The organism is Agrococcus carbonis (assembly GCF_900104705.1).
Lineage (GTDB): Bacteria > Actinomycetota > Actinomycetes > Actinomycetales > Microbacteriaceae > Agrococcus > Agrococcus carbonis.
The window spans coordinates 816,389-842,800 of sequence record NZ_LT629734.1; the positions used below are offsets into that span (position 1 = coordinate 816,389).

Consider the following 26,412-nt stretch of genomic DNA (forward strand, 5'->3'; position numbering starts at 1 on the left):
GTCGCCGGCGAGCCCGGTGGCGGTGCGCCCTCGGTGGGATCATCGGCCGGCGCGCCGGCCCCTCCGGCTCAGGGCAGCCGCACCCAGTCGAACGCCGTGAACGGCACGATGCGCCAGGACCGCACGGTGCCGAGCCGCGGATGCTCGCCCGGCTCGTGCACCGCGAGGTCGAGGTGGTCGCGGCCGACGCGGTCGATAGTGCCCGCCACGGGCGTCGGTCCCTCGAGGATGACGGGGGCCCGGCGGCGCGCGAGGTCGCGCAGCGCGAACGCGAAGCTCAGCCGCGCCTGCAGGTCACCCGCCTGCGGCTGCCGCAGCGACGCGGCGGCGCCGTCGCCGTCGAGCTCGATGCCGACGATCGCGTGGAGCGGGACGACCGCGCCCGTCTCGGCTGGGGCGCCTTCGAGCACGACGCCGTTGAGCCAGTCGCGACCGAGCGCCATGCGGCGCATGCGCAGCCGGGCCCCCGAGCGCAGCGAGAGGTCGAGCAGCCGAGGCGCAGCGGCGATGCGGTCGCGCAGCTCGAGCCGGCCGATGCGGAAGCGCTCCTCCTCGGCCTCGAGGTCGCGGCGCTCGGCGCCGAACTCTGCCTCGAGCTGGCTCTCCAAGTCGTCGAACAGGTCCTCGAAGCGCACGCGGGCGAATCTAACCGCCGCGCCGCGGCGGACGTTGCCGGTTCTCCACAGGGCAGAACTCCCCATCCCGCTGGCGCGACGGCCCGGGCTAGGTTCTGCGGACGGCGGCGCCAGCGCGGGCGGCCTCAGGGTAGAGGCGATGCGAGGGGGCAGCGTGCGGGCGACGAGACAGCGGATGACGACGGTGGACGCCGAGGAGTTCTTCGACTTCCAGCCCTGCTCCTCAGCCGGCCTGCCGGATCCCGAGCCGCTGCTCGAGAACCTCGCGACGGGCGTGATCGAGATCCTGCTCGGGGTGCGCGAGGTGCAGCAGGTCGCCCGATGGGTCACCGAGCCGACCTACGACCTGCTCACGGCTCGAGCGCTCATCGCTCGGCGCGCTCGCGCCTCGCAGCAGCATCGCGAGGTGCCGGGCTTCGCGATCAGCAGCGTGCGCGCCTGCCATCCAGCCGACGGCGTCGTGGAGGGGACGGTGGTCGTGCGCTCAGCCGGCCGCACCCGGGCGGTCGCGATCCGCCTCGAGGGGCTCGACGGTCGCTGGCGCGCCACCGCGATCAGCGTCCTCTGACGCCTCGCCCGCCGCGCGAGCCTGCGTGTCCCGCTCCGCTGCCTCGCGCTCGGCAGCCTCGAGCTCGGCCTCGAGCCGCTCTCGCGCATCCGCGCGGTCGTTGATGCGGCTCACGCGCCGGAAGAAGTCGAACAGCAGCAGGATGATCACCCCCGCGACCACCGCGGTCGCGGTGAAGCCGACCCAGCCGGGCGTCACCTGGTTGGGGTCGAACCCGAGGTCCTCGGGGCTGCGGAACAGCATCAGTCCTCCTCGACGCCTGCGAACAGGTCGTCCTCCGGTGCGGCGCCCTCGGCGCGCGGGACGCGCGATCGCACCAGCTCGTAGTCATCGGTCGGCCACGTCTGCCGCAGCAGCTCGTTGGGCCAGAAGAAGAAGCGCGACTCGGGGTCGACCTGGCTCGCGTGCGCGCGCAGCGCCGTGTCGCGCGCCTCGAAGTGGGCGGCGACGTCGACGCGCGTCGTCATCGTCTCGCCCCGGTCGCCCATCCGCGCCACCCACTCGCGCACGAACGGCAGGCGTTCGTCCTGCGGCGCGGCGGTCTCGAGCGCGCCGAGCAGCGCGCGCAGCCGCGCACCGCTCATGGTGCGGTCGAAGTAGACCTTCTGCACCTCCCACGGCTCGCCGAGCTCCGGCATCCCGGACGCCGAGTGCTCGACCGCCCACATCGTCACCTCGTGGCAGCGGATGTGATCGGGGTGCGGGTAGCCGCCCGTCTCGTCGTAGGTGACGACGACCTGCGGCCGCAGGCGGCGGATGAGCCGCACGAGCGGCCGACCCGAGATCTCGAGCGGGATGGTCGCGAACGACAGCGCCCGGACGGGCTCGCCCGGCTCGGGCAGGCCCGAGTCGACGTAGCCGAGCCACACGTGGTCGATGCCCAGGGCCGCTTGCGCCTGCGCCATCTCGACGCGGCGCAGCCCCGTCATGTCGCGGGCGGCGCGGTGGAGCGGCTCGAAGCGCTCGTTGAGCACGCTGCCGCTCTCGCCGCCGGTGCAGGAGACGACCGTCACCTGCGCGCCGTCGGCGGCGTAGCGCGCGAGCGTGGCCGCGCCCTTGCTCGACTCGTCATCCGGATGCGCGTGCACCGCGAGCAGACGTCGCACGGACCCTCCCTCCCGTCCAGCGCGCGGCTTGCGCGCGACGGCGCGACGGTAGGCTGGAACGGTCTCCATCATCCCACGGACAGGCACGCATGACCGATCTCGAAGCCCGCTACGGGCGAACGCGATCGCGCACCCGCAGGGAGCGGATGCTCGGCTGGACCGTCGGCATCGGCATCCTCCTCGCGGCGGTGCTGTGGGTGTGGTGGGTCGGCACGGATCCCGCCTCGACGCAGCTGCAGTCGCGCGACATCGGCCACGAGATCGTCGACGAGACGACGGTCGTGGTGCTGTTCGAGGTGTCCGTGGATCCGGGCACGCCCGTCACGTGCGGGGTCGAGGCGCTCAACACCGCGTACAGCATCGTCGGGTGGGCGCAGGTCGACCTCCCCGCCTCCGACAAGTTCACCTCGACGCACCGGGTGGAGGTGCGCACGAGCGAGCTGGCGACCACCGGATTGGTCTCCGAGTGCTGGGTGACATAGCATGGATGACGGACCGGCCCACTCGGGGCCGGTTCTGTGCATATCAGGAGACGACATGAACGGCACCGCTCAGACCTGGCTCACGCAGGAGGCCTACGACCGCCTGCAGGCCGAGCTGGAGCACCTCCAGGGTCCCGTGCGCGCCGAGATCGCCAAGCGCATCGAGGAGGCCCGCGACGAGGGCGACCTCAAGGAGAACGGCGGCTACCACGCCGCCAAGGACGACCAGGCGCAGATCGAGGCCCGCATCGCGCAGGTCACGCAGCTGCTGCGCACCGCCAAGGTCGGCGAGGCGCCCACGGCCAACGGCGTCGTCGAGCCCGGCACGGTCGTCACCGCGACGATCGCCGGCGACGAGACGACCTTCCTGGTCGGCAACCGCGAGATCGCGGAGGCCGGCGACGACCTCGACGTCTACAGCGAGGCGAGCCCGCTCGGCGCGGCGATCCTCGGCAAGAAGATCGGCGAGAAGACCTCGTACCAGGCGCCCTCTGGCGCGACGATCGACGTCGAGATCAAGGACGTGCAGACCTACCGGGCCTAGTCCCCACGCTCGCGACGATGCCCCGGCGATCGGTCGCCGGGGCATCGTCGCGTTCAGGCGGCGCGCGCTGCGGGCACGGCGATCGCCGAACGGCTCAGAGCACGACGGGCTCGTAGCCCGCGCGGCGCAGCGCCTCGAGCACCCGCTCGGCGTGCTCGGGCCCGCGGGTGGTCACGGAGATGTCGATCGACACGTCGGCGATCGAGGTCCACGCGTCGTGCTGCGAGTGCAGCACCTCGACCACGTTCGCCTGCTCGTCCGAGACGATCTGCGCGATGATCGCGAGCTGCCCGGGTCGGTCGGGCAGCGCCATCCGCACCTTGAGGTAGCGCTGCGACGCGGCGAGCCCGCGTCCGATCACGCGCTCCATGAACAGCGGATCGATGTTGCCGCCGGAGAGCACTGCGACGGTCGGGCCGTCGGATGCGACGAGCCCGGTCATGATGGCGGCGGTCGTGACCGCTCCGGCCGGCTCCACGACGAGCTTCGCGCGCTCGAGCAGCACGATGAGCGCCCGCGCGATGTCGTCCTCGCTCACCGTCACGATCTCGTCGACCGCCTCGCGGATGATCGCGAACGGCAGCGCACCGGGACGTGCGACGGCGATGCCGTCGGCGATCGTCGGCTCGGCCTGGATCGTCGTGGGCTCCCCCGCCTCGAGCGACGGCACGTAGGAGGCGGCCCGCTCGGCCTGCACCCCGACGATGCGCACGCTGCGGCCGTCGCGCGCGGCGCGCTGCCGGATGGCGGATGCGACGCCGGCCGCGAGCCCGCCGCCACCGATGGGCACGACGACCGTGGCCGCATCCGGCACCTGATCGAGGATCTCGAGCCCGAGCGTGCCCTGGCCCTCGATGATGTCGGGGTGGTCGTAGGGCGGCACGAACGTGGCGCCCGTGCGCTCGACGTGCTCGATCGCCGCGGCGAGCGCGGTGCCGAACTCGAGGCCGCGCAGCTCGACGTCGGCGCCGTAGTCGCGCGTGGCCTGCAGCTTGGGCAGGGCGACCCCGAGCGGCATGAAGATCGTCGAGCGCACGCCGAGCTCGGTCGCGGCGAACGCGACGCCCTGCGCGTGGTTGCCCGCGGAGGCCGCGACGACGCCGCGGGCGCGCTGCTCGTCGGTGAGCTTCGTGAGCATGTTGTAGGCGCCGCGGATCTTGTAGGCGCCGGTGCGCTGCAGGTTCTCGCACTTGAGGTGCACCTCGGCGCCGAGCATGCCGCTCAGGTAGCGGGAGCGCTCCATCGGGGTCTCCTGCGTGATCCCCTGGAGGCGCGCGCGGGCCGCCTCGAAGTCGGCGAGCGTGGGTCCGGGGAGCGCGGCGGTGGGCTGGGCGGGCTCGGGCAGCGCGCTCACGCGACCACGTCCTCGATCGTCGGGTTGGGGTTCGCGCGCCAGGAGCCGGTCGCGATCGTCTTGATGAAGTTGTTGAGGAACGCGACGACCGGCACCGCGAAGAACGCCCCGGCGATGCCGGCGATGGTCGAGCCGGCGCCCACCGCGAGCACGACGGCGAGCGGGTGCACCTTGACCGCGGTGCCCATGATGATGGGCTGCAGCACGTGGCTCTCGATCTGCTGCACGAGCAGCACGATGCCGAGCATGATGACCGCCGGCCAGAAGCCGAACGAGACGAGGGCGACGAGCACCGCGATCGCGCCGGTGACGATGGCGCCGATGATCGGGATGAACGAGCCGAGGAAGACGAGGATCGCGATCGGGATGACGAGCGGCATCCCGCCCTCGAAGAACAGCCCGAGGATGAAGGCGCCGAGGCCGATGCCGACGGCGTCGATGAACGCCACGAGCACCTGCACGCGCACGAAGCTGCCGAGCGTCACCCAGCCGGCGCGGGCCGCGCCGTCGGTCGCGGGCTGCGCGATCCTCGGCAGCACGCCGACGATCCAGCGCCAGATGCGCGCGCCGTCGAGCAGGGTGAAGATGAGCGCGAAGAGCGTCAGCAGGGCGCCTGCGACGAAGTGGCCGACCGACGAGCCGACCGAGAGGGCGCTCGAGAGGATCGACGAGATGTCGTCGCGCAGCGTGCCGAGGATGTTGTCGCCGAAGCCGGCGAGGTCGGCCGCGTCGATGCCGAACGGCAGCGACATGAGCCACGCCTGCGTCTCGTCCCAGAACTCGACGCCGCGCGCCTGCAGCGTCGGGTACTCGTTGCGGATCTGCGAGATCGCGAGCCAGCCGAGGCCGACGACGGCGACGAGCAGGCCGATGACGGTCGTCGCGACGGCGAGCCCGCGCGGCCAGCGGGCGCGCACGAGCGCCTCGACGACGGGCAGCGCCGCGGTCGTGATGAGGGCGGCGACGAGCAGCGGGATCACCACGATGCGGAACACCACGATGAGCCAGATGACGATCGCGGCGGCGGCGGCCACCGCGACGAAGCGCCACGCCCACGCGCCGGCGATCTGCATGCCGCGAGGCACCGAGTCCTCGCCGGCTGCCAGCGCGTTCACGGGCAGCACGCGCGCGCGGTCGCGCTTGGATCGACGGAGCAGCATTCGTCGATCCTACGGTCGCGGGCTGTGCCGGCGGCGAATGCGTCGGCGGCCGTTGCTAGCCTCCGGAGCGTGACCGCTCGCCGCATCTCCGCATCCCTCGCGCGCCGCATCGCGATCGCCGCGACCGGCCTCGACGGCGCGGTGCCCGGCGAGCGCGGCCGCACGGGGCCCCGCACGCTCGAGCGGACGATCGAGAGGCTCGGCCTGCTGCAGCTCGATTCCGTCAACGTCTTCGAGCGCAGCCACTACCTGCCGCTGCTCGCGCGCCTCGGGCCCTACGAGCGGCGCTCGCTCGACCGGTTGCTGCACCACGACCACGGCCGCGCGCTCGGGGCGTTCACCGAGTACGCGGCGCACGAGGCCGCGGTGATCGCGACGGCCGACTGGCCGCTATGGGCCTGGAAGCGGCAGCAGCCGCTGCGCTCCGGCGAGGCGTGGGCGCAGGCGCACGAGCCGCTCATCGCCGACGTGCTCGCCGAGTTCGCCGAGCGCGGGCCGCTGCGGCCGAGCGAGATGGAGCATCCCGCCCACGAGCGCATGCCGGGCGGGTGGTGGAACAAGTCGGATGCGTACTGGGCGACGACCGTGCTCTTCCACCGAGGGCAGCTGGTCACCGTGGGCCGCACGCGCTTCGAGCGCCGCTACGCCGCCGCCGACGCGGTGCTGCCGCCCGCCGCGCGCGCCCACGTCGAGCGGGCCGATGCGCAGCGCGAGCTCGTGCGCCGCGCCGCGCGCGCGTACGGCGTCGCGACGCTCGACGACCTCGCCGACTACCACCGCCTCAAGGTCGCCGACGCGAAGGCCGCCGTCGCCGAGCTCGTCGACGCGGGCGAGCTCGAGCCGGTCGAGGTCGAGGGGTGGGGGCGGCCCGCCTACCTCGCCGCGGGCGCCCGGCTGCCGCGGCGCGTCCGCGCGACGGCGCTGCTGTCGCCGTTCGATCCGCTCGTGTGGTTCCGGCCGCGGGCCGAGCGGATGTTCGGCTTCGCGTACCGCATATCGATCTACACGCCGGCCGAGCAGCGCGAGCACGGCTACTACGTGCTGCCGGTGCTCGTCGACGACGAGCTCGTGGGGCGCGTCGACCTCAAGAGCGACCGCGCGGCGGGCGTGCTACGAGTGCAGCACGCGACGATCGAGCCCGGGCACGCGGATCGCGCGGGTGAGCTCGCGGAGCGCCTCGTGCCGGCGCTCGCGGAGGCGGCGGCGTGGCAGGGGCTCGGCGAGGTCGCGGTGACGGGTCCGGGCACGTGGGCGCGGGAGGTCGAGTCGGCGCTCGCGAGCGCCGCCGCCCCTTCGTAGGTCGAGGAGCGCGCGGGCGCAGCGCTCCCTCGCAGGTCGAGGAGCGCGCGGGCGCAGCCCGCTCCCCCGCAGGTCGAGGAGCGCGCGGGCGCAGCCCGCACGCGTCTCGAGACCGGGATCCCTCGCCGCCTCTGATCTCGTGACGGCAGCGCCGCTGCGCGGCGCGGCCTCCTCGATCGGCGGCGTGGGACGACCGCGTCAGCTCGGGTCTCGCGACGCGTGCGGCCGAAGGCCGCGCGCTCCTCGACCTTGATGGCTCCGGACACAACGCGACGTCGTCGCATTGCGCCCTACGCCATCAAAATTGAATGCGGGGCGGCTCCGCGACGGCGCCGGACTGGTCGACCTCGAAGAACTCGCGGGGGGCTGCGACCGAGCCGGCCCACGCGGAGGTCGGGAAGCGCCGTGCCCGGGCGTTGAGCTCGCGCGCGCTCGTGTTGTAGTCGCGGCGGCGCGCCTGCGTGTCGTCGTCGAGGGCCGCGAGGGCCGTGCGCGCCTCAGCGGCGTCCGACCCGACCGGCTGCGACGCCGCGGCCTGCACGAGCGGCCGCAGCACGCGCTGCACCTCCGCCTCGGCCTCGGCCTTGGCCCCGGGCGTCGCGGCGCGCTCGAGCGCGGCGAACGCATCCGCCGCCTGCCGGCGCTGCTGCTCGCCCGCGGCCGCCAGCAGCGGCGCGGCGACCCCCTGCCGGCTCTCGAGCGTCGCGGCGAGCGACGCCCAGCGCTCGTCGACCGAGGCGCCCAGGCGGCGCATGGACGAGCGCGAGACCAGCACGACGACCACGGCGATGACGACGAGGGCCGCGACGGCGCCGACGAGGATCCAGGTGAGCAGAGGGTCCATGCCTCCACTGTAGGCCGCTCAGGCGCCCAGGACCCTCCGGGTCCACGCACTCGCGAAGCGCCGCTCGGGGTCGAGCTCGTCGCGAGTTTCGACGAACCGGGAGAAGCCCGGCACGCGCTCTGCGAGCTGCTCGGCGCGCAGCGAGTGCAGCTTGCCCCAGTGGGGCCGGCCGTCGTGCGCGAGCAGGATCGGCTCGACGAGGTCGAACAGCGGCCGGGGATCCTCACGCCACCAGCGGTGCGCCGCGATGTACGCGGTGTCGCGCCCGTGCGCGGTCGAGAGCAGTGCGTCGTCGGCGCCGATCGCGCGGATCTCGAACGGGAACGTCGGGACGACGTCGGCCTGCCGGAGCGCGCGGTCGATCTCGCGCAGGGCCGCGGGCATCGCCTCGACCGGGATGCCGTACTCCATCTCGCGGAACCGCACCGAGCGATCGGCGACGAAGACGTCGTGGCTCGGCTCGACGAAGCGCCCACGCGCCATGCCGCGGGCCGCGACCTCGTTGAGGATGCGCGACGACGCCGGTGCGAGCGCGCCGATCGTCAGGAGCGCCCGGTGCCCGAGGTCGGTGAGCAGCCGCTCGTCGACGAAGCGGCCGATCGGCGAGCGCGGCTGCAGCGGCCCGTCGCACCGCGTGTTCGACTTCGTCACCGCGAGCGCCGTGCCGGCGAACCAGTAGAACTCGAAGTGGTCGGTGCGGCGCAGCAGCCCCATCCAGTCGTCGAGCACGGGCTCGAGCCCCACCGTCGCCTCGACCGCCTCGAGCGCGAACGCCGGCACCGCCTGCAGCGTGACGTCGACGAGCACCCCGAGCGCGCCGAGGCCGAGCCGCACCGCCGGCAGCAGGTCGGGCCGCTGCGTCTCGCTCACCCGCAGCACGCCGCCGTCTGCGGTCACGAGGGTCGCGGCGACGACGGATGCCCCGATCGACTGATGCAGGATGCCCGTGCCGTGGGTGCCGGTGGAGATGGCGCCCGCGATCGTCTGCGCGTCGACGTCGCCGAGCGCGTCGATCGCGAGCCCGTGCTCGGCGAGGAGCGCCGAGCACTCGCGGATGGTGGTGCCGGCGAGCACGGTCGCGCGGCGCCGCGCGAGGTCGAGCGAGACCAGCCCGGTGAGGGCGCCGAGGTCGAGCTGCGCGTCGTCGGGCCGCGCCGCCGCCGAGAAGGAGTGGCCGGTGCCGACCGGCCGCAGCGTGCCGCCCGCATCGCGCACGCGCTCGACCGCCCGGCGCACCCCGTCGATCGTCGTGGGCTCGAGCACGACGCTCGGCTCAGCCCGGTGCGATCTCGCCCAGTTCCTCCATGTCACAGCAGCGTCCTCCCCTCGCCACGGTACGTGGCGAGGGTGGAGACGACCTGATCTCCGGCGACGACGTGCAGCGTGTCGGTGCGCTCGCACGGCTCGCCGGCCTTCGCGTGCCGCATCCAGACCCGGTCGCCGAGCCGCAGCGCATCCGCGCGCCGGCCGAGCACCGGGGTCTGCACCTCGCCGGCGCCCTCCTCCGATGCGAGGCGCAAGCCCGAAGGCCACGCGATCACGGGGTCGCGGTCGATCGTGCGGGGTCCGGAGGCGATCCAGCCGCCGCCGAGCAGCGTGACGACGCCCGGCCCGGGCCGACGCACGACCGGCAGCGCGAACGCGAGCGCCGGGGCGGGTGAGAAGCTGCGGTAGCCGTCGAACAGGTGCGGCCCGAAGACGCCGCTGCCCGCGCCGATCTCGGTGATCACGGGATCGGCAGCGGTCGTCTCGATCGAGCCCGTGCCGCCGCCGTTGACGAACTCGAGGTCGCCGACCTCCCGCGCGGCGGCGACCGCTGCGGCGCGACGGTCGAGCAGCTCGGCGGCCGACATCCGCTGCATCGCGCGCACCAGGAAGGCTGGGCTCGCTCCGCGCGACTGCGCGTCGGGCACGCCCGCGTGCTGCGCCTCGTACGACATGAGGCCGACGAGCCGGAAGCCGGGCCGCGCGGCGACCGCCCGGGCGAGCGCGCCGATCGCGGCGGGCGCGCGCTGCGGCGAGCGGCGCACGCCGAAGCGCATCGGCCCGACCTCGAGCGCCGAGTCGAGCTCGACCGCCACGCGCAGCTCGGGGTGCCTGGCCACGGCGGCGTCGATCGCATCGAGGTGCTCGACGCTGTCGACCATGAGCGTGACGCGAGCGAGCGCACGCTCGTCGGCGACGAGCGCCCGCAGGGCTCCCCGGTCGACCGTCGGGTAGCCGAGCAGCACGTCGTCGACCGTCGCCGAGAGCCACAGCGCCTCGGGCAGCGTCGCCGCGAGGACGCCACGCCAGCCGGGCTGCTGCAGCACCGCCTCGATGACCGGGCGCGAGCGCACCGACTTGGTGGCGAGCCGCAGGGGCGTGCCGGCGGCCCTGGTCACCATGTCGCGCAGGTTGTGGGCGAGCGCCTCGAGCGACAGCGCCGCGAAGGGTCCGTCGATCGCCGACGTCGCGGCGTCGAGCCGCTCCCAGTGGCCGTCGGCCGACCAGGGCCCGGCGTCGGCGAGCGGCAGGCTCATGCGCGACCCAGCATCGCCGAGGCGAGCATCGGGGCGGATGCGTCGAGCCAGCGGCGGGACGCGTCGCTGTCGCGCGTACGCAGCCAGTGGTACGTGAGCCCGTCGGTCACGTGCAGCACGAGCTGCGAGACCTCCTCGGCCGTCGGCGCGCCGGGCGCGGTGCCGAATCGCTGCCGCAGCGCCTCGACGACCTCGCCGACGGCCTCGACATAGCGCGCCTGCACGAGCGCGGGCAGGTGCGCGAGCGTCTCGCTCCGTCGGCAGTAGGCCATGATCTCCATCACCGCGAGCTCGTACTCGGGATGCGCGACGAACGCCTCGAACCACGCGCTCAGCATCGCGAGCGCGGCCGCCTCGGGCGTCGCATCCTCGGGCAGCCCCTGGAGGTCGGCCGCCGTCGGCGCGGCCATGAACGCGTACGCCTCGCCGATCATCTCGTCGCGGGAGGCGAAGACGTAGTGGAACGTCGCGAGCGGCACGCCCGCCTCTGCGACGATCGCCCGCACGGTCGCGCCGTGCATCCCCTCGCGGGCGATGACGCGCAGCCCCGCCTCGATGAGCTGGGCGCGCCGCTCGGCCGCCGGCTTCCTCGCCATGATCCTCCGCCCGCCGCAGCACTTGGACGAACGTCCGCGACCCACCATACGACAGCGCCGCGCCCCGGGAGGGAGCGCGGCGCTGTGCGTGGGTCGTGTCGGCCTAGGCCTCGACCTCGACCTTGGGCTTCGGGCGCGACGCGTACGTCTCGAACGCGAGGCGGGGCTGCTCGCGCTCGGAGAGCTCGGCGATGTCGCGGCCGAGCCAGAACTGGCTCCACCAGTCGCCGAAGACGCGCCACTTGCGCTCCCACATCGGCATCGCGAGGCCGTGGTAGCCGCGGTGCATGAGCCAGGCGATGGGGCCCTTGATCGCGAACTTGCCCTTCTGGAACACGCCGTTCCAGAGGCCGAGACCCGCGACGGCGCCCTGGTTGTCGTGGATGTACTCGCGGGGCGCCTCGCCGCGGAGGACCGCGACGATGTTCTTCGCGAGCAGCTTGGCCTCGCGCACCGCGTGCTGGGCGTTCGGCACGGCGAAGCCGCCGGGGCCGGGGGTCTTGGACTTGTCGGGCACGGCCGACACGTCTCCGGCGGTCCACGCATCCGGCACGACGACGCCGTCGCGCGCGACCTGCAGGGTCGCGAGCGCGGTCACGCGGCCGCGCTCGTCGAGCGGGAGGTCGGTCGCGCGCACGACGGGGTTGGCCATGACGCCGGCCGTCCAGATGATGAGGTCGGAGGCGAAGCGGTCGCCGGTCGAGAGCTCGCACACGCCGTCGACGGCGCTCTGCAGCTGCGTCTCGAGGTGCACGTCGACACCGCGCTTGCGGAGGTCCTCGACGACCCAGTCGGCGGTCTCGGCGCTGACCTCGGGCATGATGCGGCCCATCGCCTCGACGAGGTGGAACGAGACCTCCTCGAACCGGATCTCGCGGAAGCGCGAGAGCAGGTGGGTCGCGAAGTCGCGCAGCTCGGCGACCGTCTCGATGCCGGCGAAGCCGCCGCCGACGACCGTGACGGTCAGCAGGCGGTCGCGCTCGGGGCCCTCGGGCAGCGCCGCGGCCTTCGCGAAGTTGGCGATGAGGCGGTCGCGCACGGCAGCGGCCTCCTCGATCGTCTTCATGCCGATCGCCTCGTCGGCGACGCCCGGGATCGGGAACGTGCGCGAGACCGAGCCCGCGGTCATCACGAGCACGTCGTAGTCGAGCGTGAACGCCTCGCCGACCTCGGGCTGGATGGTCGCGACCTTGCTCGCGTGCTCGATGCCGGTGACCTTCGCCTGGATGATGCGCGTGCGGCTCAGGTGGCGGCGCAGCGGCACGACCACGTGGCGCGGCTCGATCGAGCCTGCGGCGACCTCCGGCAGGAAGGGCAGGTACGTCATGTACGGCAGCGGATCGACGATGATGATCTCGGCCTCCGAGTCACCCAGCTGCCGCTCGAGCCCCCGTGCCGTGTACAGGCCGGCGTAGCCGCCTCCGACGATCAGGATCTTGTTCACAGACGCACTTCTTCCCGCTATCAGATGTGGATGTGCGTCCAGTCTACCGCTCGTCCGGATGCTCCTCGGCGAGCCTCGCGCCGCGAGCGTCGGGCGCGCACGCGCAGACCTCGGGCGTCCAGTCGCCGAGCTCGAGCGTGCGGTCGCCGATGGGGTTCACGCCCGGCCCGGCCGCGAGGGCGTGGGCGAGCACCGCGTGCAGGCACTTGACGCGCGAGGGCATGCCGCCCGCCGAGATGCCGGCGATCTCGTCGACGTGACCGTGCGCCTCGCGGTCGGCGAGGTAGGCCGCGTGGGCGGCCGCGTAGGCCTCGGCGACCTCGGGCCGCTCGAGCGTGGCCTGCAGCTCGGCCATCGTGCCGTCGGCCTCGAGGCGCGAGGCGGATGCGGTGGCCGCCGGATGCGTGAGGTAGTAGAAGGTCGGGAACGGGGTGCCGTCGGGCAGCCGCGGGCTCGTCACGACCACGGTGGGGGCGCCGCACGCGCACCGGGCACCGACGCCGAGGACGCCGCGCATCGTGCGGCCCAGCTGCAGCGCCATGATCTCGAGGTCGCGCTCGCTCGCGGGCTCGATCGCTCGTGCACTCACTGGGGCTCCGGGGCGGGCGCGGTCGACTCGGGGGCCTGCGTCGTGAGGCCCGCGATCAGGAAGGAGGCGGCGGCGGCCGACGGCCAGTCGCTGCCGGAGGCCTCGAGCGTCGCGGACGGCACCTCGGCCTCCGCGGTCTCGAGGGTGGTGCGGTCGTCGAGCAGCACGAAGCTCGTCTCGCCCGGGTAGACGAAGAAGAGCCGGTCGCGCGCCTGCGCCTCGATGTACGCGGGGTCGTCCCATCGCGCGACCTCGGACTCGAGGCTGTCGACGTTCTCGTGCTGCGCGGCGACCTGCGCCTCGAGCGCGTCGATGTCGCGCCGCTGCTCGAGCAGCAGCCCGACGGTCGGGGCGAGCACGACGAAGCCCGCCACCACGAGGCCGACGACGACCAGCAGCAGCCACGACACGCGCAGCTGCCCCAGGGCGACGTCTTGCGAGGAGGGCACCCGCCGATGCTACCGGCGGGTGCCCTCCCCTGGCGGCAGAACCGCCCGTGCTCGTGCTGCCGGGGCTCAGCCCTCGAAGCGCGGGTAGGCGCCCGCGCCGGCGTACTCGGCGGCCTCGCCGAGGTCCTCCTCGATGCGCAGCAGCTGGTTGTACTTCGCGACGCGCTCGCTGCGGGCGGGGGCGCCGGTCTTGATCTGGCCGCAGTTCACGGCGACCGCGATGTCGGCGATCGTCGTGTCCTCGGTCTCGCCCGAGCGGTGCGAGAGCACCGAGCCGTAGCCGGCCTGCGTCGCGATGCGGATGGCGTCGAAGGTCTCCGAGAGCGTGCCGATCTGGTTGACCTTGACGAGCAGCGCGTTGGCCGCGCCGCGCTCGATGCCGTCGACGAGGCGCTCGGGGTTGGTGACGAACAGGTCGTCGCCCACGAGCTGCACGCGCTCGTCGAGGCGCTCGGTGATCGAGGCCCAGCCGTCCCAGTCGTCCTCGTCCATCGGGTCCTCGATCGTGACGAGCGGGTACGAGTCGACGAGCTCGGCGAAGTAGTCGGCCATGTCGGCGCTCGAGCGGTCCTGGCCCTCGAAGCGGTAGACGCCGTTCTCGAAGAACTCGCTCGCGGCGACGTCGAGGCCGAGCGCGATGTCGGTGCCGGGCGTGAAGCCGGCCTTCTCGATCGCCTGCACGAGCAGGTCGAGCGCAGTGCGGTTGCTCGGCAGGTCGGGCGCGAAGCCGCCCTCGTCGCCGAGCCCGGTGGCGAGGCCCTGCTCCTTCAGGATCGACTTGAGCGTGTGGTAGGTCTCGGCGCCCCAGCGCAGGCCCTCGCGGAACGACTCGGCGCCGATCGGCAGGATCATGAACTCCTGGATGTCGACGCCCGTGTCGGCGTGCGCGCCGCCGTTGATGACGTTCATCATCGGCACCGGCAGCAGGAAGGCGTTCGGCCCGCCGAGGTAGCGGAACAGCGGCAGGCGCGACGAGTCGGCGGCGGCCTTCGCGACCGCGAGCGAGACGCCGAGGATGGCGTTGGCGCCGAGGTTCTTCTTGTTGTCGCTGCCGTCGAGCTCGATGAGGGTCGAGTCGATGAGTCGCTGGTCGTCGGCGACCATGCCCTCGATCGCCTCGGCGATCTCCTCGTTCACGGCGTCGACGGCCTGCTCGACGCCCTTGCCCAGGTAGCGCGCGCTGTCGCCGTCGCGCAGCTCGTAGGCCTCGAAGGCGCCGGTCGAGGCGCCCGAGGGCACTGCCGCGCGGCCCACCGAGCCGTCCGAGAGCAGCACCTCGACCTCGACGGTCGGGTTGCCGCGGGAGTCGAGGATCTCGCGAGCCTGCAGGGTGTCGATGAGTGCCACGGATGCTCCTTGGGGATCAGGGGATGGCCGCTGTCGAGCCTAGCCCCGACCGCGTGGCGGCACGCCACCGGCCTCACCGCATCCGCCCGCCGCCGCGCGCGGAGCGCGCAGCCCTCAGCCGATCGGCTTGACCTCGAGGCTCTCGGCCGTGTCGCCGGGGCGCACGAAGGCGAAGTGGGTCGCGCCGGATGCGGCGAGCTGCTCGAGCAGGCCCGTCACGTTCTTCGTGCGGCGCTGCATGCGCACGGCCTGCCCGGCCGCGACGAGGTCGCGCTTGATCGCGAGCGCTGCGGCCGGCTCGACGGCCTTGTCGACGAGGAGCGCGACCGTCTCGGCCCCGGGCTCGACCGGCAGCTCGACGAGGTCGACGAGCCGCTCGAAGCCGAGCGAGATGCCGACGGCCGGCAGCTCCTGCCCGAGGAAGCGGCCGATCATGCCGTCGTAGCGGCCGCCGCCGCCGATCGAGAAGGGCAGGTCGGGGTGCGCGATCTCGAAGATCGGGCCGGTGTAGTAGCCCATGCCGCGCACGAGCGTGGGGTCGAACTCGAGCCGGATGCCGACGTTCGCGCCGAGGAGATCGCGGACGGGCTCGAGCACGGCGGGGTCGATGCCGCCCGGCACCTCGCCCTCGCGCATCGCGTCGACTACCGCGAGCAGCCGCGCGCCGTCGACGCCGCGCTCTGCGAGCTCGGCGGTCACGCCCTCCGGCCCGATCTTGTCGAGCTTGTCGACCGTGATGAGCGCCGGCTCGTGCAGCTCGGCCGCGACGCCCGCGTGGTCGAGGGCGGCGAGCAGGATGCGGCGGTCGTTGATGCGGATGAAGGCGTCCGGGATGCCGAGGCGCGTCAGGGCGTCGCCCGTGGCGGCGAGCAGCTCGAGCTCGGCGGCGATCCCCGGCTCCCCCGCGATGTCGATGTCGCACTGCATGAACTGGCGGTAGCGGCCGCGCTGCGGGCGCTCGGCGCGCCACACGGGCGCGATCTGGATGGCGCGGAACACCGGCGGCAGGCTCGCGCGGTGCGTCGCGATGAAGCGCGCGAGCGGCACCGTCAGGTCGAAGCGCAGCCCGAGGTCGGCGAGCTCGAGCGGCGCCTGGGCCTCGCGCAGGTCGTCGACGGTGAGGCCGCGGCGCATGACCGCGAACGCGAGCTTCTCGTTGTCGCCGCCGAGGCCCGCGTGCAGCCGCTCGGCGTCCTCGACGACCGGCGTCTCGATCTCCTCGAAGCCGTGGTCCTGGTAGGCGCCCCGGATGACGCGCAGCACACGCTCCCGCGCGCGCTTGTCGACGGGCAGGAAGTCGCGCATGCCGCGCGGCGGGTGCACCTGGGTTGCCATGGTGCCCATTCTCCCGCACGCCGTGCGCGCCCGGCGCCGCGCCGCATCCGCCCGTCGTGCGCGGCGGTGCCATCATGGGGCCGTGCACCGCCGCTGGCCGCTCCACGACAGCGCGACCCCCGTGGTCGCCTGGCGCATCGTGATCCTGCTCCTCGCCGCCTTCGCCGAGGCGTGGAACATCAAGAACATGCTCGAATCCGGCGAGCGCGCGAGCGAGCACTTCGCCTACTTCACGGTGCAGTCGAACCTGCTCGTCATCGTGCTGATGCTGTGGATGCTCGCGGTGCCGGAGGCGCGCAGGCCCGCGTGGTTCGACCACGTGCGCGGCGCGATCACCGCCTATGTGGTGCTCGCGGGCCTCGTCTACGCCGTGCTGCTGGCCGAGCCCGACGAGGTGTGGTCGTGGACGATCGACTTCACGAACGCCGCGCAGCACCGCTTCGTGCCCTGGATGGTGGGGCTCGACTGGCTGCTCGTGCCGACCGCCCGCCGCATCCGGGTCGCCCGCGCCGGCTGGTGGATGGCGTACCCGGTCGCGTACCTCGGCTGCGCGTGGCTGCGCGGCGGGCTCGTCGACGGCTGGTTCCCCTACCCGTTCCTCGACCCCGGCGAGCACGGCGGCTGGGCGGGGCTCGTGTGGCCGACCGGGCAGGTGCTCATCGCGTTCCTCGTCGGCATCCTCGTGGTCGCGAGCGTCGGGCGGCTGCGCTACCGCCCACCCGTGCCGTCCGCGGGCTCGTCGGGGCCGTCGGCGCCGCCTCGCCGCTCGGCGTCGAGCCTCGCCGCGAGCGCATCGAGCACGAGCTCGAGCCCGACCTCGAACTCGTCGGCGCCGTAGTCGTAGTCCTGCCCCACGACGACCTCGCGCATGAGCTCGGTCATGCGCGGGTAGCGGTCGGCGGGCAGCGCCATCTCGGCGACCAGGGCCTCCGCCCCGCCGTCCTCCTGGAAGGGCAGGTACTGCTCGGTCAGCACGAAGCCGTAGACGTAGGCGTCGAGCACCGAGAACGCGTGGGCGGCGAGCCGCACGGGCATGCCGTCGGCGCGCAGGCACTCGAGCACAGCTTCGTGGCCGCGCAGCAGCGCGTCGTTGGGCGCGCGCCGCGACTCGACGAACCCGAGCCCCCACGGGTGCGCGCGCATCACCTCGCGGGCCGAGCGCGACCGTCGGCGCATGCCGTCGCGCCAGCCCTCGCCCGGCCGCGGCGGCTCGATGCGCTCCATGATCCAGCCGGCGAGGAGGTCGAGCAGCGCCTCCTTGCCCGCGACGTGGTGGTAGAGGGACATCGCCTCGACGCCGAGCTCGCGCCCGACCGCGCGCATGCTGACGCCCGGGAGCCCCTCGCGGTCGGCGACCGCCGCCGCGGCCTCGACGATGCGCTCGGGCGTGAGCACGGGCCGGACGCCTCGCTTCGGCACGGGAGCTCCTCTCGCTGCAGCGGTCGCGGTGATGCTTGCGTTCCTTACGAGTGTAAGGCTACGCTCGACGCGACCCCAGTCTTACACCTGTAAGGAACGAGCATGAGAGCCATCGTCGTCGAGCAGTACGGCCCCCCGAGCGTCGCACGCATGGCGGACGCCCCCGATCCCCGCGCTTCCGCCGGCCAGGTGCTCGTCCGGGTGCGCGCGGCAGGCGTCACCACCGGCGATGCGCGGGTGCGCGGCGCCGCGTTCCCCGTCGGCATGGGCTGGGCCGCGCGCCTCGGCTTCGGCGTGCGCGGCCCGCGCCGACCCATCCTCGGCATGTCGTTCTCCGGCGAGGTGGCAGCGGTCGGCGAGGGCGTGCGCGACGTGGCCGTCGGCGACGCCGTCGCCGGCACGACGGGCGCTCGGTTCGGAGCCCATGCCGAGTTCGCGGCCGTCGACGCGACGCGGGTGGTGCCGAAGCCCGACGGCGTCTCGCACGAGGCCGCCGCGGCGGTGCTCTTCGGCGGCCTCACCGCGCTGCACTTCCTCGATGCGGTCGGCCTCGCGGCCGGGCAGCGGGTGCTCGTCGTCGGAGCGTCGGGCTCGGTCGGCTCGAGCGCCGTGCAGCTCGCCCGCATCGCGGGCGCCCGCGTGACGGCTGTCGCGAGCGCGCGGAACGCCGAGCTGGTGCGCAGGCTCGGCGCCGAGCGCGTGGTCGACTACGCGCGCACGCCCGTCGCGGGCCTCGAGGAGCGCTTCGACGTCATCCTCGACACCGTCGGCACGCTCAGCGCGGCGAGCGGGCGGCCGCTGCTGCGCGCGGGAGGCACGCTCGTGCTCATCGCGGGAGGCCTGCGCGACATGCTGAACGTGCGCCGCGACGTCAAGACGGGCGTCGCGGGCGAGCGGCCCGAGCACATGCGGCGCCTGCTGGCGCTGCTCGCATCGGGCGAGCTCGACCCGGTGATCCAGGAGACGATGCCGCTCGCCGAGATCGCGCGCGCCTACGAGATCGTCGACTCGCGACGGAAGGTCGGGAACGTGGTCGTCGCGCCGTAGGCCGGGGGCGCCTCGTGCGGCGCCCCCGGCCCGCGGGGCGTCAGGCGGTGCGCCGGCGCAGCAGCGAGAACCCGGCGAGCGCAGCCGCCGCGACCGCGATCGCGAGCGCCGCGACGGCGGTCGCCATCGCGGGCGACGATCCGGCCTCGTCGGCGCGCGCCGCGGCGTCCCCGCCGCCGCCTGCGCCTGCGGCATGCGCATCGGTGTCGCCGTGCCCAGCCGCGTCGCCTGCCGCATCGGCACCGGCGGGCGCATCGCCGTGGCCGTGCGCGCCCCCGGCGTCGCCGATCGTGAGCGTCGGCGCAGGGGTGTCCGCCGCGGGATCGAGGTCGCCCCACAGCGTCTCCCCCGCCTCGCACACCTGCAGCGCCGGGAAGGCGAGCACGGTGCCGTCGGGCGCGTCGGGCAGCGCGACCTCGACCTCGAGGGTCTCGCGCACGCCGTCGGGCACGGGCCGGTCGGCGGTCAGCACCACGGTGCGCGCGCCGTCGACGACCTCGGACGCGACCTGCCAGCCCGGGTTCGCGATGAGCGCGACCGACGCGATCTCGTCGGGCATCGCGAGCTCGACAGCGGTCGTGGGCGAGCCGTCGCAGCCGTGGCTGAACGAGAAGGCGAGCTCGGCGGTCGCGCCGGCCGCGGTGTCGGACGGCGTCACGTGGACGTGCGCGCTCGCGGCCGCCGGCGCGGCGAGCGCGAGGGCGGCCGCGGCGAGGGCGGTGGCGGCGGTCGCCGCGCAGCGGCGGCGGGCGGCGGATGCGGTGGATGCGGTCATGGTCATGCTCCTTGCTGTGCGGCGCCGCGGTCGCGCGGCACGTCGTCTGGGCTGCGCCGCCGTCGCGGCGCAGTCGTCTGCGCGGCGCCGCGGGACGCGGTCGCCGACTGCGGGCGCGCCGAGCGGCGCGCCCTACGCACTCGAGGGTGCGGCGGGGCTCAGACGACCGGGAGCGGCGGGCCCCTCCGCTGCACGGCGGAGCGGAGCACGTCGAGCGCCGACGGGCGGCGGACGGCGGCGATGACGGATGCGCGGTGCCGCGGCGCGGGCAGCGGGGCGTCGAGCGCCGCCTCGGCCCGACGCAGCGACATCGCCTCGAGCAGCGCGTCGACGGCGCGCGGCACGGCGCGCAGCAGCCCGAGGGTGATGAGCCCGGCTGCGACGTGCGCGAGGGGCATGCTCGCATGCGCGTGGCCGACGGTCGCGGCCTGGAGCGCGGCGCCCGCGTCGTGCACGTGGCCGCCGGAGCCAGCCGTGCCGGGCAGCGAGTAGAGCACGTGCTGCAGCAGCTGCGCGATCGCGACGCCCACGACGCGGCGTGCCCCGCTGGCCCGCTCGCCGAGCACCGGACCGAGCACGAGCAGCGTGACGATCGCGGCCGTCGCGAGCAGCAGCGCGTCGGGCGCGGCGCCGCCGCCGAGCGCGTGCGCGCAGCCCGTGACGACGGTCGTCGCGGCCGCGACCGCGAGCGCGGCGCCGAGCGCGCGGCGCCGACGGCGCAGGCGCGCGTCGATGCCGGGCTCGCCCGCGGCTCCGGTCATGGCGCGGAGGGCTTCCCGGCGGCGCGCGCGGCCTCGACGCCTCGCAGGTCGCGCTCGAGCTCGCGCGCCGCGCCGCGGAGCGCGCGCTCCGCGTCGAGCCCGGATGCGGCCGCGTCGCGCACGAGCGCGAGGAGCGCCCAGCCGAGCTCCTCCTCGGAGGCCGGGGCCGACGCATCCGCCGCCTCGGCCTCACCGGGCACGAGCCCCGCCCGCCTCGCGCGCGAGAGCAGCTTCTCGGCGCGCGCGAGCGCCGGGAGGCCGGCCGGGATGCCGTCGAGCGCGCTGCCGCGCTGCGGCTTCTCGGCCTGCTTGATCGCATCCCAGTTGGCGACGACGTCGGCCACGCCGTCGACCGCGACGTCGGCGAACACGTGCGGGTGGCGGCGGCGCAGCTTCTCGGTGAGCGAGCGGGCGACGTCGTCGAGGTCGAAGCGGCCCTCGGCGCGCGCGATGTCGGCGTGGAAGACGACCTGCAGCAGCACGTCGCCGAGCTCCTCCCGGAGGTGCTCGTCGTCGCCGTCGCCCGCGTCGCGCGCCTCGATCGCCTCGGCGAGCTCGTGCGCCTCCTCGATGACGTAGGGCACGAGGGAGGCGTGGGTCTGCTCGGCGTCCCACGGGCAGCCGCCGGGCGCTCGCAGCCGCGCCATCACCGCGACGAGCTCGTCGAGGGCGCTCATGCCGCGGCCTCCGGCTCGGGCTTCGGCGGCGGGAAGATCGCGGTCAGCAGCGCGTCGACCCATGCGATGAGGTCGGCGTCGGCGAGCGGCTCGGCCTGCGTGCCCGCGAGCCGGCCGCCGCCCGCCGTCGGGATCGGCACGACGAGCGTCTTCGCGGTCGTGTTGAGCTTCGCCTCCGGGTACATGCGGCGCAGGCGCAGCTGCACCGAGTCGGCGAGCTCCGCCGGCCCGACGCGCAGGTTGGGCCCGACGGTGATGACCTCGGAGAGGCGCGCGGCCTGCGCCTTGCGCCGCAGCCGCGCGATCGCGACGAGGGCCGAGACCTGCGCGGGCGGCTCGCCGTAGCGGTCGCGCAGCTCGTCGAGCACGTGGTCGATCGCGTCGTCGTCGCGCGCCGACGCTGCGGCGGAGAGCTTCTGGTAGGCCTCGAGGCGCAGCCGCTCCGAGTCGACGTAGTCCTCGGGGATCACCGCGTCGACGGGCAGCTCGAGGCGCAGCTCGCGCGGCCCCTCGTCCTCCTCGCCCTTGAACACCGCGACGGCCTCGCCGACCATCCGCAGGTAGAGGTCGAAGCCGACGCCCGCGATGTGGCCCGACTGCTCGCCGCCGAGCAGGTTGCCGGCGCCGCGGATCTCGAGGTCCTTCAGCGCCACCTGCATGCCCGCGCCGAGCTCGTTGTGCACCGCGATCGTCTCGAGGCGGTCGTGCGCGGTCTCCGACAGCGGCTTCTCGGCGTCGTAGAGGAAGTAGGCGTACGCGCGCTCGCGCCCGCGGCCGACGCGTCCGCGCAGCTGGTGCAGCTGGCTCAGGCCGTAGCGCTCGGCGTGGTCGACGATGAGGGTGTTCGCGTTCGGGATGTCGAGACCGGTCTCGACGATCGTCGTCGAGACGAGCACGTCGTACTGCTTCTCCCAGAAGTCGACGATGACGCGCTCGAGCTGCGACTCGGCCATCTTGCCGTGCGCGACGCCGATGCGGGCCTCGGGCACGAGCTCGGCGAGCTGCGCCGCCATGCGGTTGATGCTCGAGACGCGGTTGTGCACGAAGAAGACCTGGCCCTCGCGCAGCAGCTCGCGGCGGATCGCGGCGGCCACCTGCTGCTCGTTGTAGGCGCCGACGAACGTGAGGATCGGGTGCCGCGCCTCGGGCGGCGTCGCGAGCGTCGACATCTCGCGGATGCCCGTGACCGCCATCTCGAGCGTGCGCGGGATGGGCGTCGCCGACATCGACAGCACGTCGACGTTGGTCTTGAGCGCCTTCAGCTGCTCCTTGTGCTCGACGCCGAAGCGCTGCTCCTCGTCGATGATCACGAGGCCGAGCTCCTTGAAGCGCACGGCGTCCGAGAGGATGCGGTGGGTGCCGATCACGACGTCGACCGTGCCGTCGGCGAGCCCCGCGACCGTCTCGCGCACCTCCTTGTCGGTCTGGAACCGGCTGAGCGCGCGCACCTGCACGGGGAAGCCCGCGAAGCGCGCGGCGAAGGTCTCGAAGTGCTGCCGCACGAGCAGCGTCGTCGGCACGAGCACCGCGACCTGGGTGCCGTCCTGCACCGCCTTGAACGCGGCGCGCACCGCGACCTCGGTCTTGCCGTAGCCGACGTCCCCCGAGAGCAGCCGGTCCATCGGCACCTCGCGCTCCATGTCGCGCTTGACCTCCTCGATCGTCGTGAGCTGATCGGGGGTCTCGGCGTAGGGGAAGGCGTCCTCGAGCTCGCGCTGCCACGGGGTGTCGGGGCCGAAGCGGCGCCCCTTCGACGCCATGCGCTTCGAGTAGAGCTGCACGAGCTCGACGGCGATCTCGCGCACCGCCTTGCGCGCCTTCGCCTTCGACTGCTGCCAGTCGCTGCCGCCCATCTTCGACAGCTGCGGCGCGTCGCCGCCGACGTAGCGGTTCAGCTGGTCGAGCTGGTCGGTGGGCACCGAGAGGCGGTCGCCCGGGCGGCCGCGCTTCGAGGGCGCGTACTCGATCACGAGGTACTCGCGCGTGGTCTTGACGGGGTTGCGGCCGCCCGTCGAGACGGTGCGCTGGGTGAGCTCGACGAAGCGGCCCACGCCGTGCGTCTCGTGCACGACGTAGTCGCCGGCCTTGAGCTGCAGCGGGTCGACGACCGAGCGGCGCCGGCCCGCGAGCCGCCGCGACTGGCGCGCGTCGACGCCGACGGCGCGGCCGAAGAACTCGGCCTCGCTCACGAGCTCGATCCGCTCGTCGGGCAGCGAGAACCCGTGCTCGATCGAGGCCTGGGTCACGTGCACGACGCCCGTGTCGAGCTCGGCCGGCAGCGCTTCGACGACGCGCGCGCCCACGCCGTGCTCGCCGAGCACCTGCGCCGCGCGCTCGACCATGCCGTGGCCGGCCGCCGTCACGACCACGCGCCAGCCCTCGCGCACGCGCTCGGCGAGGTGCTCGACGGCACCGTCGGCGCGCCCGGCGAAGCTCGGCACCGGCTGGCCCTCGACCGCGGTCACGAGGTCGTCCGCGGCGAGCACCGAGAAGCTCCACCACGGGGCGTCGACGGATGCGCGCAGCTCGTCGAGGCTCAGGAAGCCGCCGGCGAGGTCGACGGGCGCCGCTCCCCCGGCGGTCGCGACGCTCCACGCCGCCTCGAGGAACTCCTGGTTGGTCTCGTTGAGGCTCGCGACCCGGTCGCGGATGCGCTCGGGCCCGAGCACGACGACAGCGGCGCCGGGCAGGTAGTGCGTGATCGGCACGAGTCGCGGCAGGAGCGCGGGCGCGAGCGACTCCATGCCCTCGACGGGCATCCCCTCGGCGATCTTCTCGAGCATCTGCTGGATGCCGGGGAACTCGGGCGCGAGCTGCCGCGCCCGCGCGCGCACGGCCTCCGTCAGCAGCAGCTCGCGGCTCGGCGGCAGCGTCACGCGCTCGACCGGCGCGGGGTCGGAGCGCTGGTCGGCGACGTGGAACCAGCGCATCTGCTCGACCTCGTCGCCGAAGAGCTCGACACGCACCGGGTAGTCCTCGGCGGGGCTGAAGACGTCGACGATGCCGCCGCGCACCGCGAACTCGCCGCGCCGCGTGACCATGTCGACGCGCGCGTACGCGAGATCGACGAGGCGACGGGAGAGCGTCGCGAGGTCGACGCCGCGGGCGCCCGCGACGAGCTCGACGGGCTCGACGTCGAGCAGGTTGTCGGCGACGGGCTGCAGCGCCGCGCGCACCGAGGCGACGACGACCGTCGGGCGCGAGTCGTCGCGATCGGCGACCGCGCGCAGGGTCGCGCCTCGCTGGCCGACGGTCTCCGCCGACGGGCTCAGCCGCTCGTGCGGGAGCGTCTCCCACGCGGGCAGGTCGAGGATGCGGGCCTCGGGCAGCCAGGCGGAGAGGTCGTCGCGCACCGACTCGGCCTCGCGCCGCGTCGCGGTGACGACGAGCAGCGGTCGCTCGTGCCGCGCGGCGAGCGCCGCGACGACCGGCGCCCGCATCGCCTCGATGCCCGTGAGCGCCCCGCCGGTCGAGGCCTCGACGACCGGTGCGAGCGCGCCGCGCTCGAGCAGCTCGAGCAGGGGCTGCAGGCTCACGAGCTGAAGACGGTCTCTCCCGCGCCGTCGAGCACGTCGAGGTGGTAGCCCTGATCGGGATCCCCGACCTCGGGCATGACGCCCGCGAAGACAGGTAGCGCATCCTCGCCGGCATCGCTGCCCAGCTCGCCGCGCTCGAGCTCGACCTCTTCGCCGAACCACTGCATGACGGCGCGCTCCGCGCCGGCCGGGGCGATGACGAGCACGCCGGTCTGGTCCTCGGGCCCCGCGACGCAGTAGAGCGGCTTGGCCGAGAGGCAGCTCGCGAGGATGCGGCCGGCGTCGTCGGTGAGCACGAGATCGGTCATGCCCGACTCAGGGCTGCGATCCCACCAGAGCACCGAGCCGTCGTCGAAGGACGCGGATGCCGTGTAGCCGTTCGGGCCCTGCGGACCGGTGGGCTCCTCGGCGCTCGCGCACCCCGCGAGCACCAGGATCGCCGCGACCGCGGCCGTCATCACCGAACCAGCGCGCACGAGCACCCTCCTTCCGATCGGCACTCCATGCTAGCGGCGGGCGACCGGGCGCTATGCCGGGGCGTGGACGCGCTGCTGGGCCGCGAGGAAGCCCTCGTCGATGATGCGCTCGACGGCGTCGGCGCCGAGCTGCACGAGCAGGTCGGCCTCGGCCTGCTCGGCCTTCGCGAACGGGCGCAGCACGAAGTCGGCGGCGTCCTGCCTGCCGGGCGGCCGGCCGATGCCCAGCCGCACGCGCAGCACGTCGGGGCCCCGGGCGGCGATGATGTCGCGCATGCCGTTGTGCCCGCCGTGGCCCCCGCCCTGCTTGAGCCGCACGGCGCCGAGCGGGAGGTCGAGCTCGTCGTGCAGCACGATGACGTGCTCAGGGTCGACGCCGTACCAGTCCATGAGCTTGGAGACGGGTCCGCCGGAGCGGTTCATGTACGAGAGCGGGAAGACCGTGACGACCTTCGGGCCGCCGATGACGCGGGACTCGGCCACGAGCGCGTCGGCGCGACCGTGCCGCTTCGGCTTCGCCCCCGCGCGTCGCTCGAGCTCGGCCACGACCATCTGGCCGATGTTGTGGCGCGTGCGCGCGTAGTCGGGCCCGGGATTCCCGAGCCCGACCACGAGCCACGTCTGCGCCATGCCGGCGTCGTCGACCGGTGGTTACTCCGCGGGCTCCTCGGCCGGCTCCGCTGCCTCGGCGGTCTCGCCCTCGGCGGGCGCGGCCTCGTCGTCGAGCTGGGGCGCCGCGGGCACCATGATGCCGACGACGAGCGTCTCCGGGTCGGTGAGCAGCGTCGCGCCCTTGGGCAGCTCGACGTCGCCGGCAAGCACGTGCGCGCCCTCCTCGAGGCCCTCGACCGAGACGGTGATCGCGTCGGGGATGTGGAGCGCCTCGACCTCGATCGAGAGGGCGACGGTCTCGTGGTTCGAGATCGTGCCGGGGGCCGACTCGCCCTCGAAGTGCAGCGGCACGTCGACGATGACCTTCTCGCCGCGCTTGACGATGACGAGGTCGGCGTGCTCGATGGCCGGCATGCCCTGGAGCACCGGGTTGCGCTGCACGTCCTTCACGAGGGCGAGCTGCGACTTGCCGTCGATCTGCAGGTCGATGATCGCGTTCGAGCGGCGCACGAGCAGGAAGAGCGCGTGGGCGTCGACCGCGAGGTGCTGGGGCTCGGTGCCGTGGCCGTAGAGGACCGCGGGGACCTTGCCGGCGGCGCGCAGCTTGCGCGCCGCGCCCTTGCCGAAGGACTCGCGGATCTCGGTGTCGAGCTTGTCGTACTCGGTGCTCATGGAAGTGCTCCTCTGTGGGCCGCAGCCCGTCGTGGTGTCGACTCGAACGCGTCACGCGTGAGGACCTGCTGTAGACCGTGTCTGCTGCCGCCACCGCGTCGATCACGGATGCCTGCGCATCCCTCGCCGAAGTTCAGCCTCCGAGCATACAGCACAGGCGGGC

Annotated in this window: 27 protein-coding genes and 1 pseudogene; 6 read left to right on the forward strand and 22 right to left on the reverse strand. The window is 74.0% G+C overall.

The genetic code is table 11. The features are described from left to right. Window positions 1-68: 68 nt before the first annotated feature. Window positions 69-635, reverse strand: coding sequence for a hypothetical protein (locus BLT67_RS03980; protein ID WP_092665822.1), 567 nt, complete (start codon window positions 633-635; stop codon window positions 69-71). A 175-nt stretch (window positions 636-810) separates the two neighbouring features. Here BLT67_RS03980 and BLT67_RS03985 point away from each other — a divergent pair, with 175 nt between their 5' ends. After that, complete coding sequence (locus tag BLT67_RS03985; RefSeq protein ID WP_172801976.1) at window positions 811-1,203, forward strand: Rv3235 family protein; 393 nt, start codon at window positions 811-813, stop codon at window positions 1,201-1,203. Here BLT67_RS03985 and BLT67_RS03990 read toward each other — a convergent pair. Both BLT67_RS03990 and mca read right to left on the reverse strand, forming a co-directional pair. Further along, window positions 1,120-1,446, reverse strand: a complete 327-nt coding sequence (locus BLT67_RS03990) for a hypothetical protein (protein WP_092665824.1) — start codon at window positions 1,444-1,446, stop codon at window positions 1,120-1,122. The two genes, BLT67_RS03985 and BLT67_RS03990, sit on opposite strands and share 84 nt — an antisense overlap. Then, window positions 1,446-2,309: a mycothiol conjugate amidase Mca gene (gene mca, locus BLT67_RS03995; protein WP_231945576.1), complete on the reverse strand. Its 864-nt coding sequence runs from the start codon at window positions 2,307-2,309 to the stop codon at window positions 1,446-1,448. The genes BLT67_RS03990 and mca overlap by 1 nt, the downstream gene beginning before the upstream one ends. An 89-nt stretch (window positions 2,310-2,398) precedes the next feature. Here mca and BLT67_RS04000 point away from each other — a divergent pair, with 89 nt between their 5' ends. Further along, on the forward strand, window positions 2,399-2,791 hold the full coding sequence (locus BLT67_RS04000; protein WP_092665826.1) for a DUF4307 domain-containing protein: 393 nt from the start codon (window positions 2,399-2,401) through the stop codon (window positions 2,789-2,791). Window positions 2,792-2,846: 55 nt separating this feature from the next. Beyond that, window positions 2,847-3,335, forward strand: coding sequence for a transcription elongation factor GreA (gene greA / locus BLT67_RS04005; protein ID WP_092665827.1), 489 nt, complete (start codon window positions 2,847-2,849; stop codon window positions 3,333-3,335). A gap of 94 nt (window positions 3,336-3,429) precedes the next feature. On the opposite strand, the gene ilvA is transcribed toward greA, so the two are convergent. Then, entirely contained in the window at window positions 3,430-4,680 is a 1,251-nt protein-coding gene (gene ilvA / locus BLT67_RS04010) for a threonine ammonia-lyase (RefSeq protein ID WP_092667515.1), read from the reverse strand. Between the two features lie 5 nt (window positions 4,681-4,685). After that, window positions 4,686-5,849, reverse strand: coding sequence for an AI-2E family transporter (locus BLT67_RS04015; RefSeq protein ID WP_231945578.1), 1,164 nt, complete (start codon window positions 5,847-5,849; stop codon window positions 4,686-4,688). A gap of 69 nt (window positions 5,850-5,918) precedes the next feature. On the opposite strand from BLT67_RS04015, the gene BLT67_RS04020 reads away from it, so the two are divergent. Further along, window positions 5,919-7,148, forward strand: a complete 1,230-nt coding sequence (locus BLT67_RS04020) for a winged helix-turn-helix domain-containing protein (protein ID WP_231945579.1) — start codon at window positions 5,919-5,921, stop codon at window positions 7,146-7,148. Window positions 7,149-7,446: 298 nt separating this feature from the next. Here the strand turns inward: BLT67_RS04020 and BLT67_RS04025 are convergent, their stop codons facing one another. The 9 genes from BLT67_RS04025 to BLT67_RS04065 all read right to left on the reverse strand — a co-directional run bounded on the left by BLT67_RS04025 (window position 7,447) and on the right by BLT67_RS04065 (window position 16,274). Next, complete coding sequence (locus BLT67_RS04025) at window positions 7,447-7,992, reverse strand: LemA family protein (RefSeq protein ID WP_092665828.1); 546 nt, start codon at window positions 7,990-7,992, stop codon at window positions 7,447-7,449. A gap of 18 nt (window positions 7,993-8,010) precedes the next feature. After that, window positions 8,011-9,303, reverse strand: coding sequence for a D-arabinono-1,4-lactone oxidase (locus BLT67_RS04030; protein WP_092665829.1), 1,293 nt, complete (start codon window positions 9,301-9,303; stop codon window positions 8,011-8,013). Further along, entirely contained in the window at window positions 9,300-10,514 is a 1,215-nt protein-coding gene (locus BLT67_RS04035) for an alanine racemase (RefSeq protein WP_092665830.1), read from the reverse strand. The genes BLT67_RS04030 and BLT67_RS04035 overlap by 4 nt, the downstream gene beginning before the upstream one ends. After that, window positions 10,511-11,110 (reverse strand): TetR/AcrR family transcriptional regulator, encoded by a 600-nt coding sequence (locus BLT67_RS04040; protein ID WP_172801977.1) that lies wholly within the window; start codon window positions 11,108-11,110, stop codon window positions 10,511-10,513. The genes BLT67_RS04035 and BLT67_RS04040 overlap by 4 nt, the downstream gene beginning before the upstream one ends. 103 nt (window positions 11,111-11,213) lie before the next feature. Continuing rightward, complete coding sequence (locus tag BLT67_RS04045) at window positions 11,214-12,554, reverse strand: NAD(P)/FAD-dependent oxidoreductase (RefSeq protein WP_092665832.1); 1,341 nt, start codon at window positions 12,552-12,554, stop codon at window positions 11,214-11,216. Between the two features lie 43 nt (window positions 12,555-12,597). Next, window positions 12,598-13,143, reverse strand: a complete 546-nt coding sequence (locus BLT67_RS04050; protein WP_407922514.1) for a DUF501 domain-containing protein — start codon at window positions 13,141-13,143, stop codon at window positions 12,598-12,600. Continuing rightward, window positions 13,140-13,592, reverse strand: coding sequence for a septum formation initiator family protein (locus tag BLT67_RS04055; RefSeq protein ID WP_092665833.1), 453 nt, complete (start codon window positions 13,590-13,592; stop codon window positions 13,140-13,142). The genes BLT67_RS04050 and BLT67_RS04055 overlap by 4 nt, the downstream gene beginning before the upstream one ends. A gap of 66 nt (window positions 13,593-13,658) precedes the next feature. Beyond that, on the reverse strand, window positions 13,659-14,939 hold the full coding sequence (gene eno, locus BLT67_RS04060) for a phosphopyruvate hydratase (RefSeq protein ID WP_092665834.1): 1,281 nt from the start codon (window positions 14,937-14,939) through the stop codon (window positions 13,659-13,661). 114 nt (window positions 14,940-15,053) lie between these two features. Beyond that, the gene (locus BLT67_RS04065; RefSeq protein WP_092665835.1) at window positions 15,054-16,274 is read right to left on the reverse strand and encodes a histidine--tRNA ligase; all 1,221 of its coding nucleotides are present in this window, start codon (window positions 16,272-16,274) and stop codon (window positions 15,054-15,056) included. A 187-nt stretch (window positions 16,275-16,461) separates the two neighbouring features. On the opposite strand from BLT67_RS04065, the pseudogene BLT67_RS13655 reads away from it, so the two are divergent. After that, a pseudogene (locus BLT67_RS13655) lies at window positions 16,462-16,950 on the forward strand (Pr6Pr family membrane protein); the annotation flags it as partial. A gap of 32 nt (window positions 16,951-16,982) precedes the next feature. On the opposite strand, the gene BLT67_RS04070 reads toward BLT67_RS13655, so the two are convergent. Next, window positions 16,983-17,693 carry a TetR/AcrR family transcriptional regulator gene (locus BLT67_RS04070; RefSeq protein WP_197674432.1) on the reverse strand — a complete coding sequence of 237 codons (711 nt, stop codon included), beginning with the start codon at window positions 17,691-17,693 and terminating at the stop codon, window positions 16,983-16,985. Window positions 17,694-17,795: 102 nt separating this feature from the next. Between BLT67_RS04070 and BLT67_RS04075 the strand changes: the two genes are divergently transcribed. Then, window positions 17,796-18,740, forward strand: coding sequence for an NAD(P)-dependent alcohol dehydrogenase (locus BLT67_RS04075; RefSeq protein ID WP_092665836.1), 945 nt, complete (start codon window positions 17,796-17,798; stop codon window positions 18,738-18,740). A 40-nt stretch (window positions 18,741-18,780) separates the two neighbouring features. Here BLT67_RS04075 and BLT67_RS13580 read toward each other — a convergent pair whose 3' ends face one another. The 7 genes from BLT67_RS13580 to BLT67_RS04110 form a co-directional block, all read right to left on the reverse strand. Continuing rightward, window positions 18,781-19,515, reverse strand: a complete 735-nt coding sequence (locus BLT67_RS13580; protein ID WP_092665837.1) for a DUF1775 domain-containing protein — start codon at window positions 19,513-19,515, stop codon at window positions 18,781-18,783. A gap of 158 nt (window positions 19,516-19,673) precedes the next feature. Continuing rightward, window positions 19,674-20,276 (reverse strand): hypothetical protein, encoded by a 603-nt coding sequence (locus tag BLT67_RS04085; protein WP_092665838.1) that lies wholly within the window; start codon window positions 20,274-20,276, stop codon window positions 19,674-19,676. Continuing rightward, window positions 20,273-20,953: a nucleoside triphosphate pyrophosphohydrolase gene (mazG, locus tag BLT67_RS04090; RefSeq protein WP_231945581.1), complete on the reverse strand. Its 681-nt coding sequence runs from the start codon at window positions 20,951-20,953 to the stop codon at window positions 20,273-20,275. Before mazG ends, BLT67_RS04085 begins: the two co-directional genes overlap by 4 nt. After that, the gene (mfd, locus tag BLT67_RS04095; protein WP_456236380.1) at window positions 20,950-24,489 is read right to left on the reverse strand and encodes a transcription-repair coupling factor; all 3,540 of its coding nucleotides are present in this window, start codon (window positions 24,487-24,489) and stop codon (window positions 20,950-20,952) included. The genes mazG and mfd overlap by 4 nt, the downstream gene beginning before the upstream one ends. Then, on the reverse strand, window positions 24,486-24,965 hold the full coding sequence (locus BLT67_RS04100) for a hypothetical protein (protein ID WP_157674156.1): 480 nt from the start codon (window positions 24,963-24,965) through the stop codon (window positions 24,486-24,488). The genes mfd and BLT67_RS04100 overlap by 4 nt, the downstream gene beginning before the upstream one ends. 51 nt (window positions 24,966-25,016) lie before the next feature. Beyond that, window positions 25,017-25,595 (reverse strand): aminoacyl-tRNA hydrolase, encoded by a 579-nt coding sequence (pth, locus tag BLT67_RS04105; RefSeq protein ID WP_092665840.1) that lies wholly within the window; start codon window positions 25,593-25,595, stop codon window positions 25,017-25,019. Between the two features lie 21 nt (window positions 25,596-25,616). Further along, the gene (locus tag BLT67_RS04110; protein ID WP_092665841.1) at window positions 25,617-26,249 is read right to left on the reverse strand and encodes a 50S ribosomal protein L25/general stress protein Ctc; all 633 of its coding nucleotides are present in this window, start codon (window positions 26,247-26,249) and stop codon (window positions 25,617-25,619) included. Window positions 26,250-26,412: the final 163 nt, after the last annotated feature.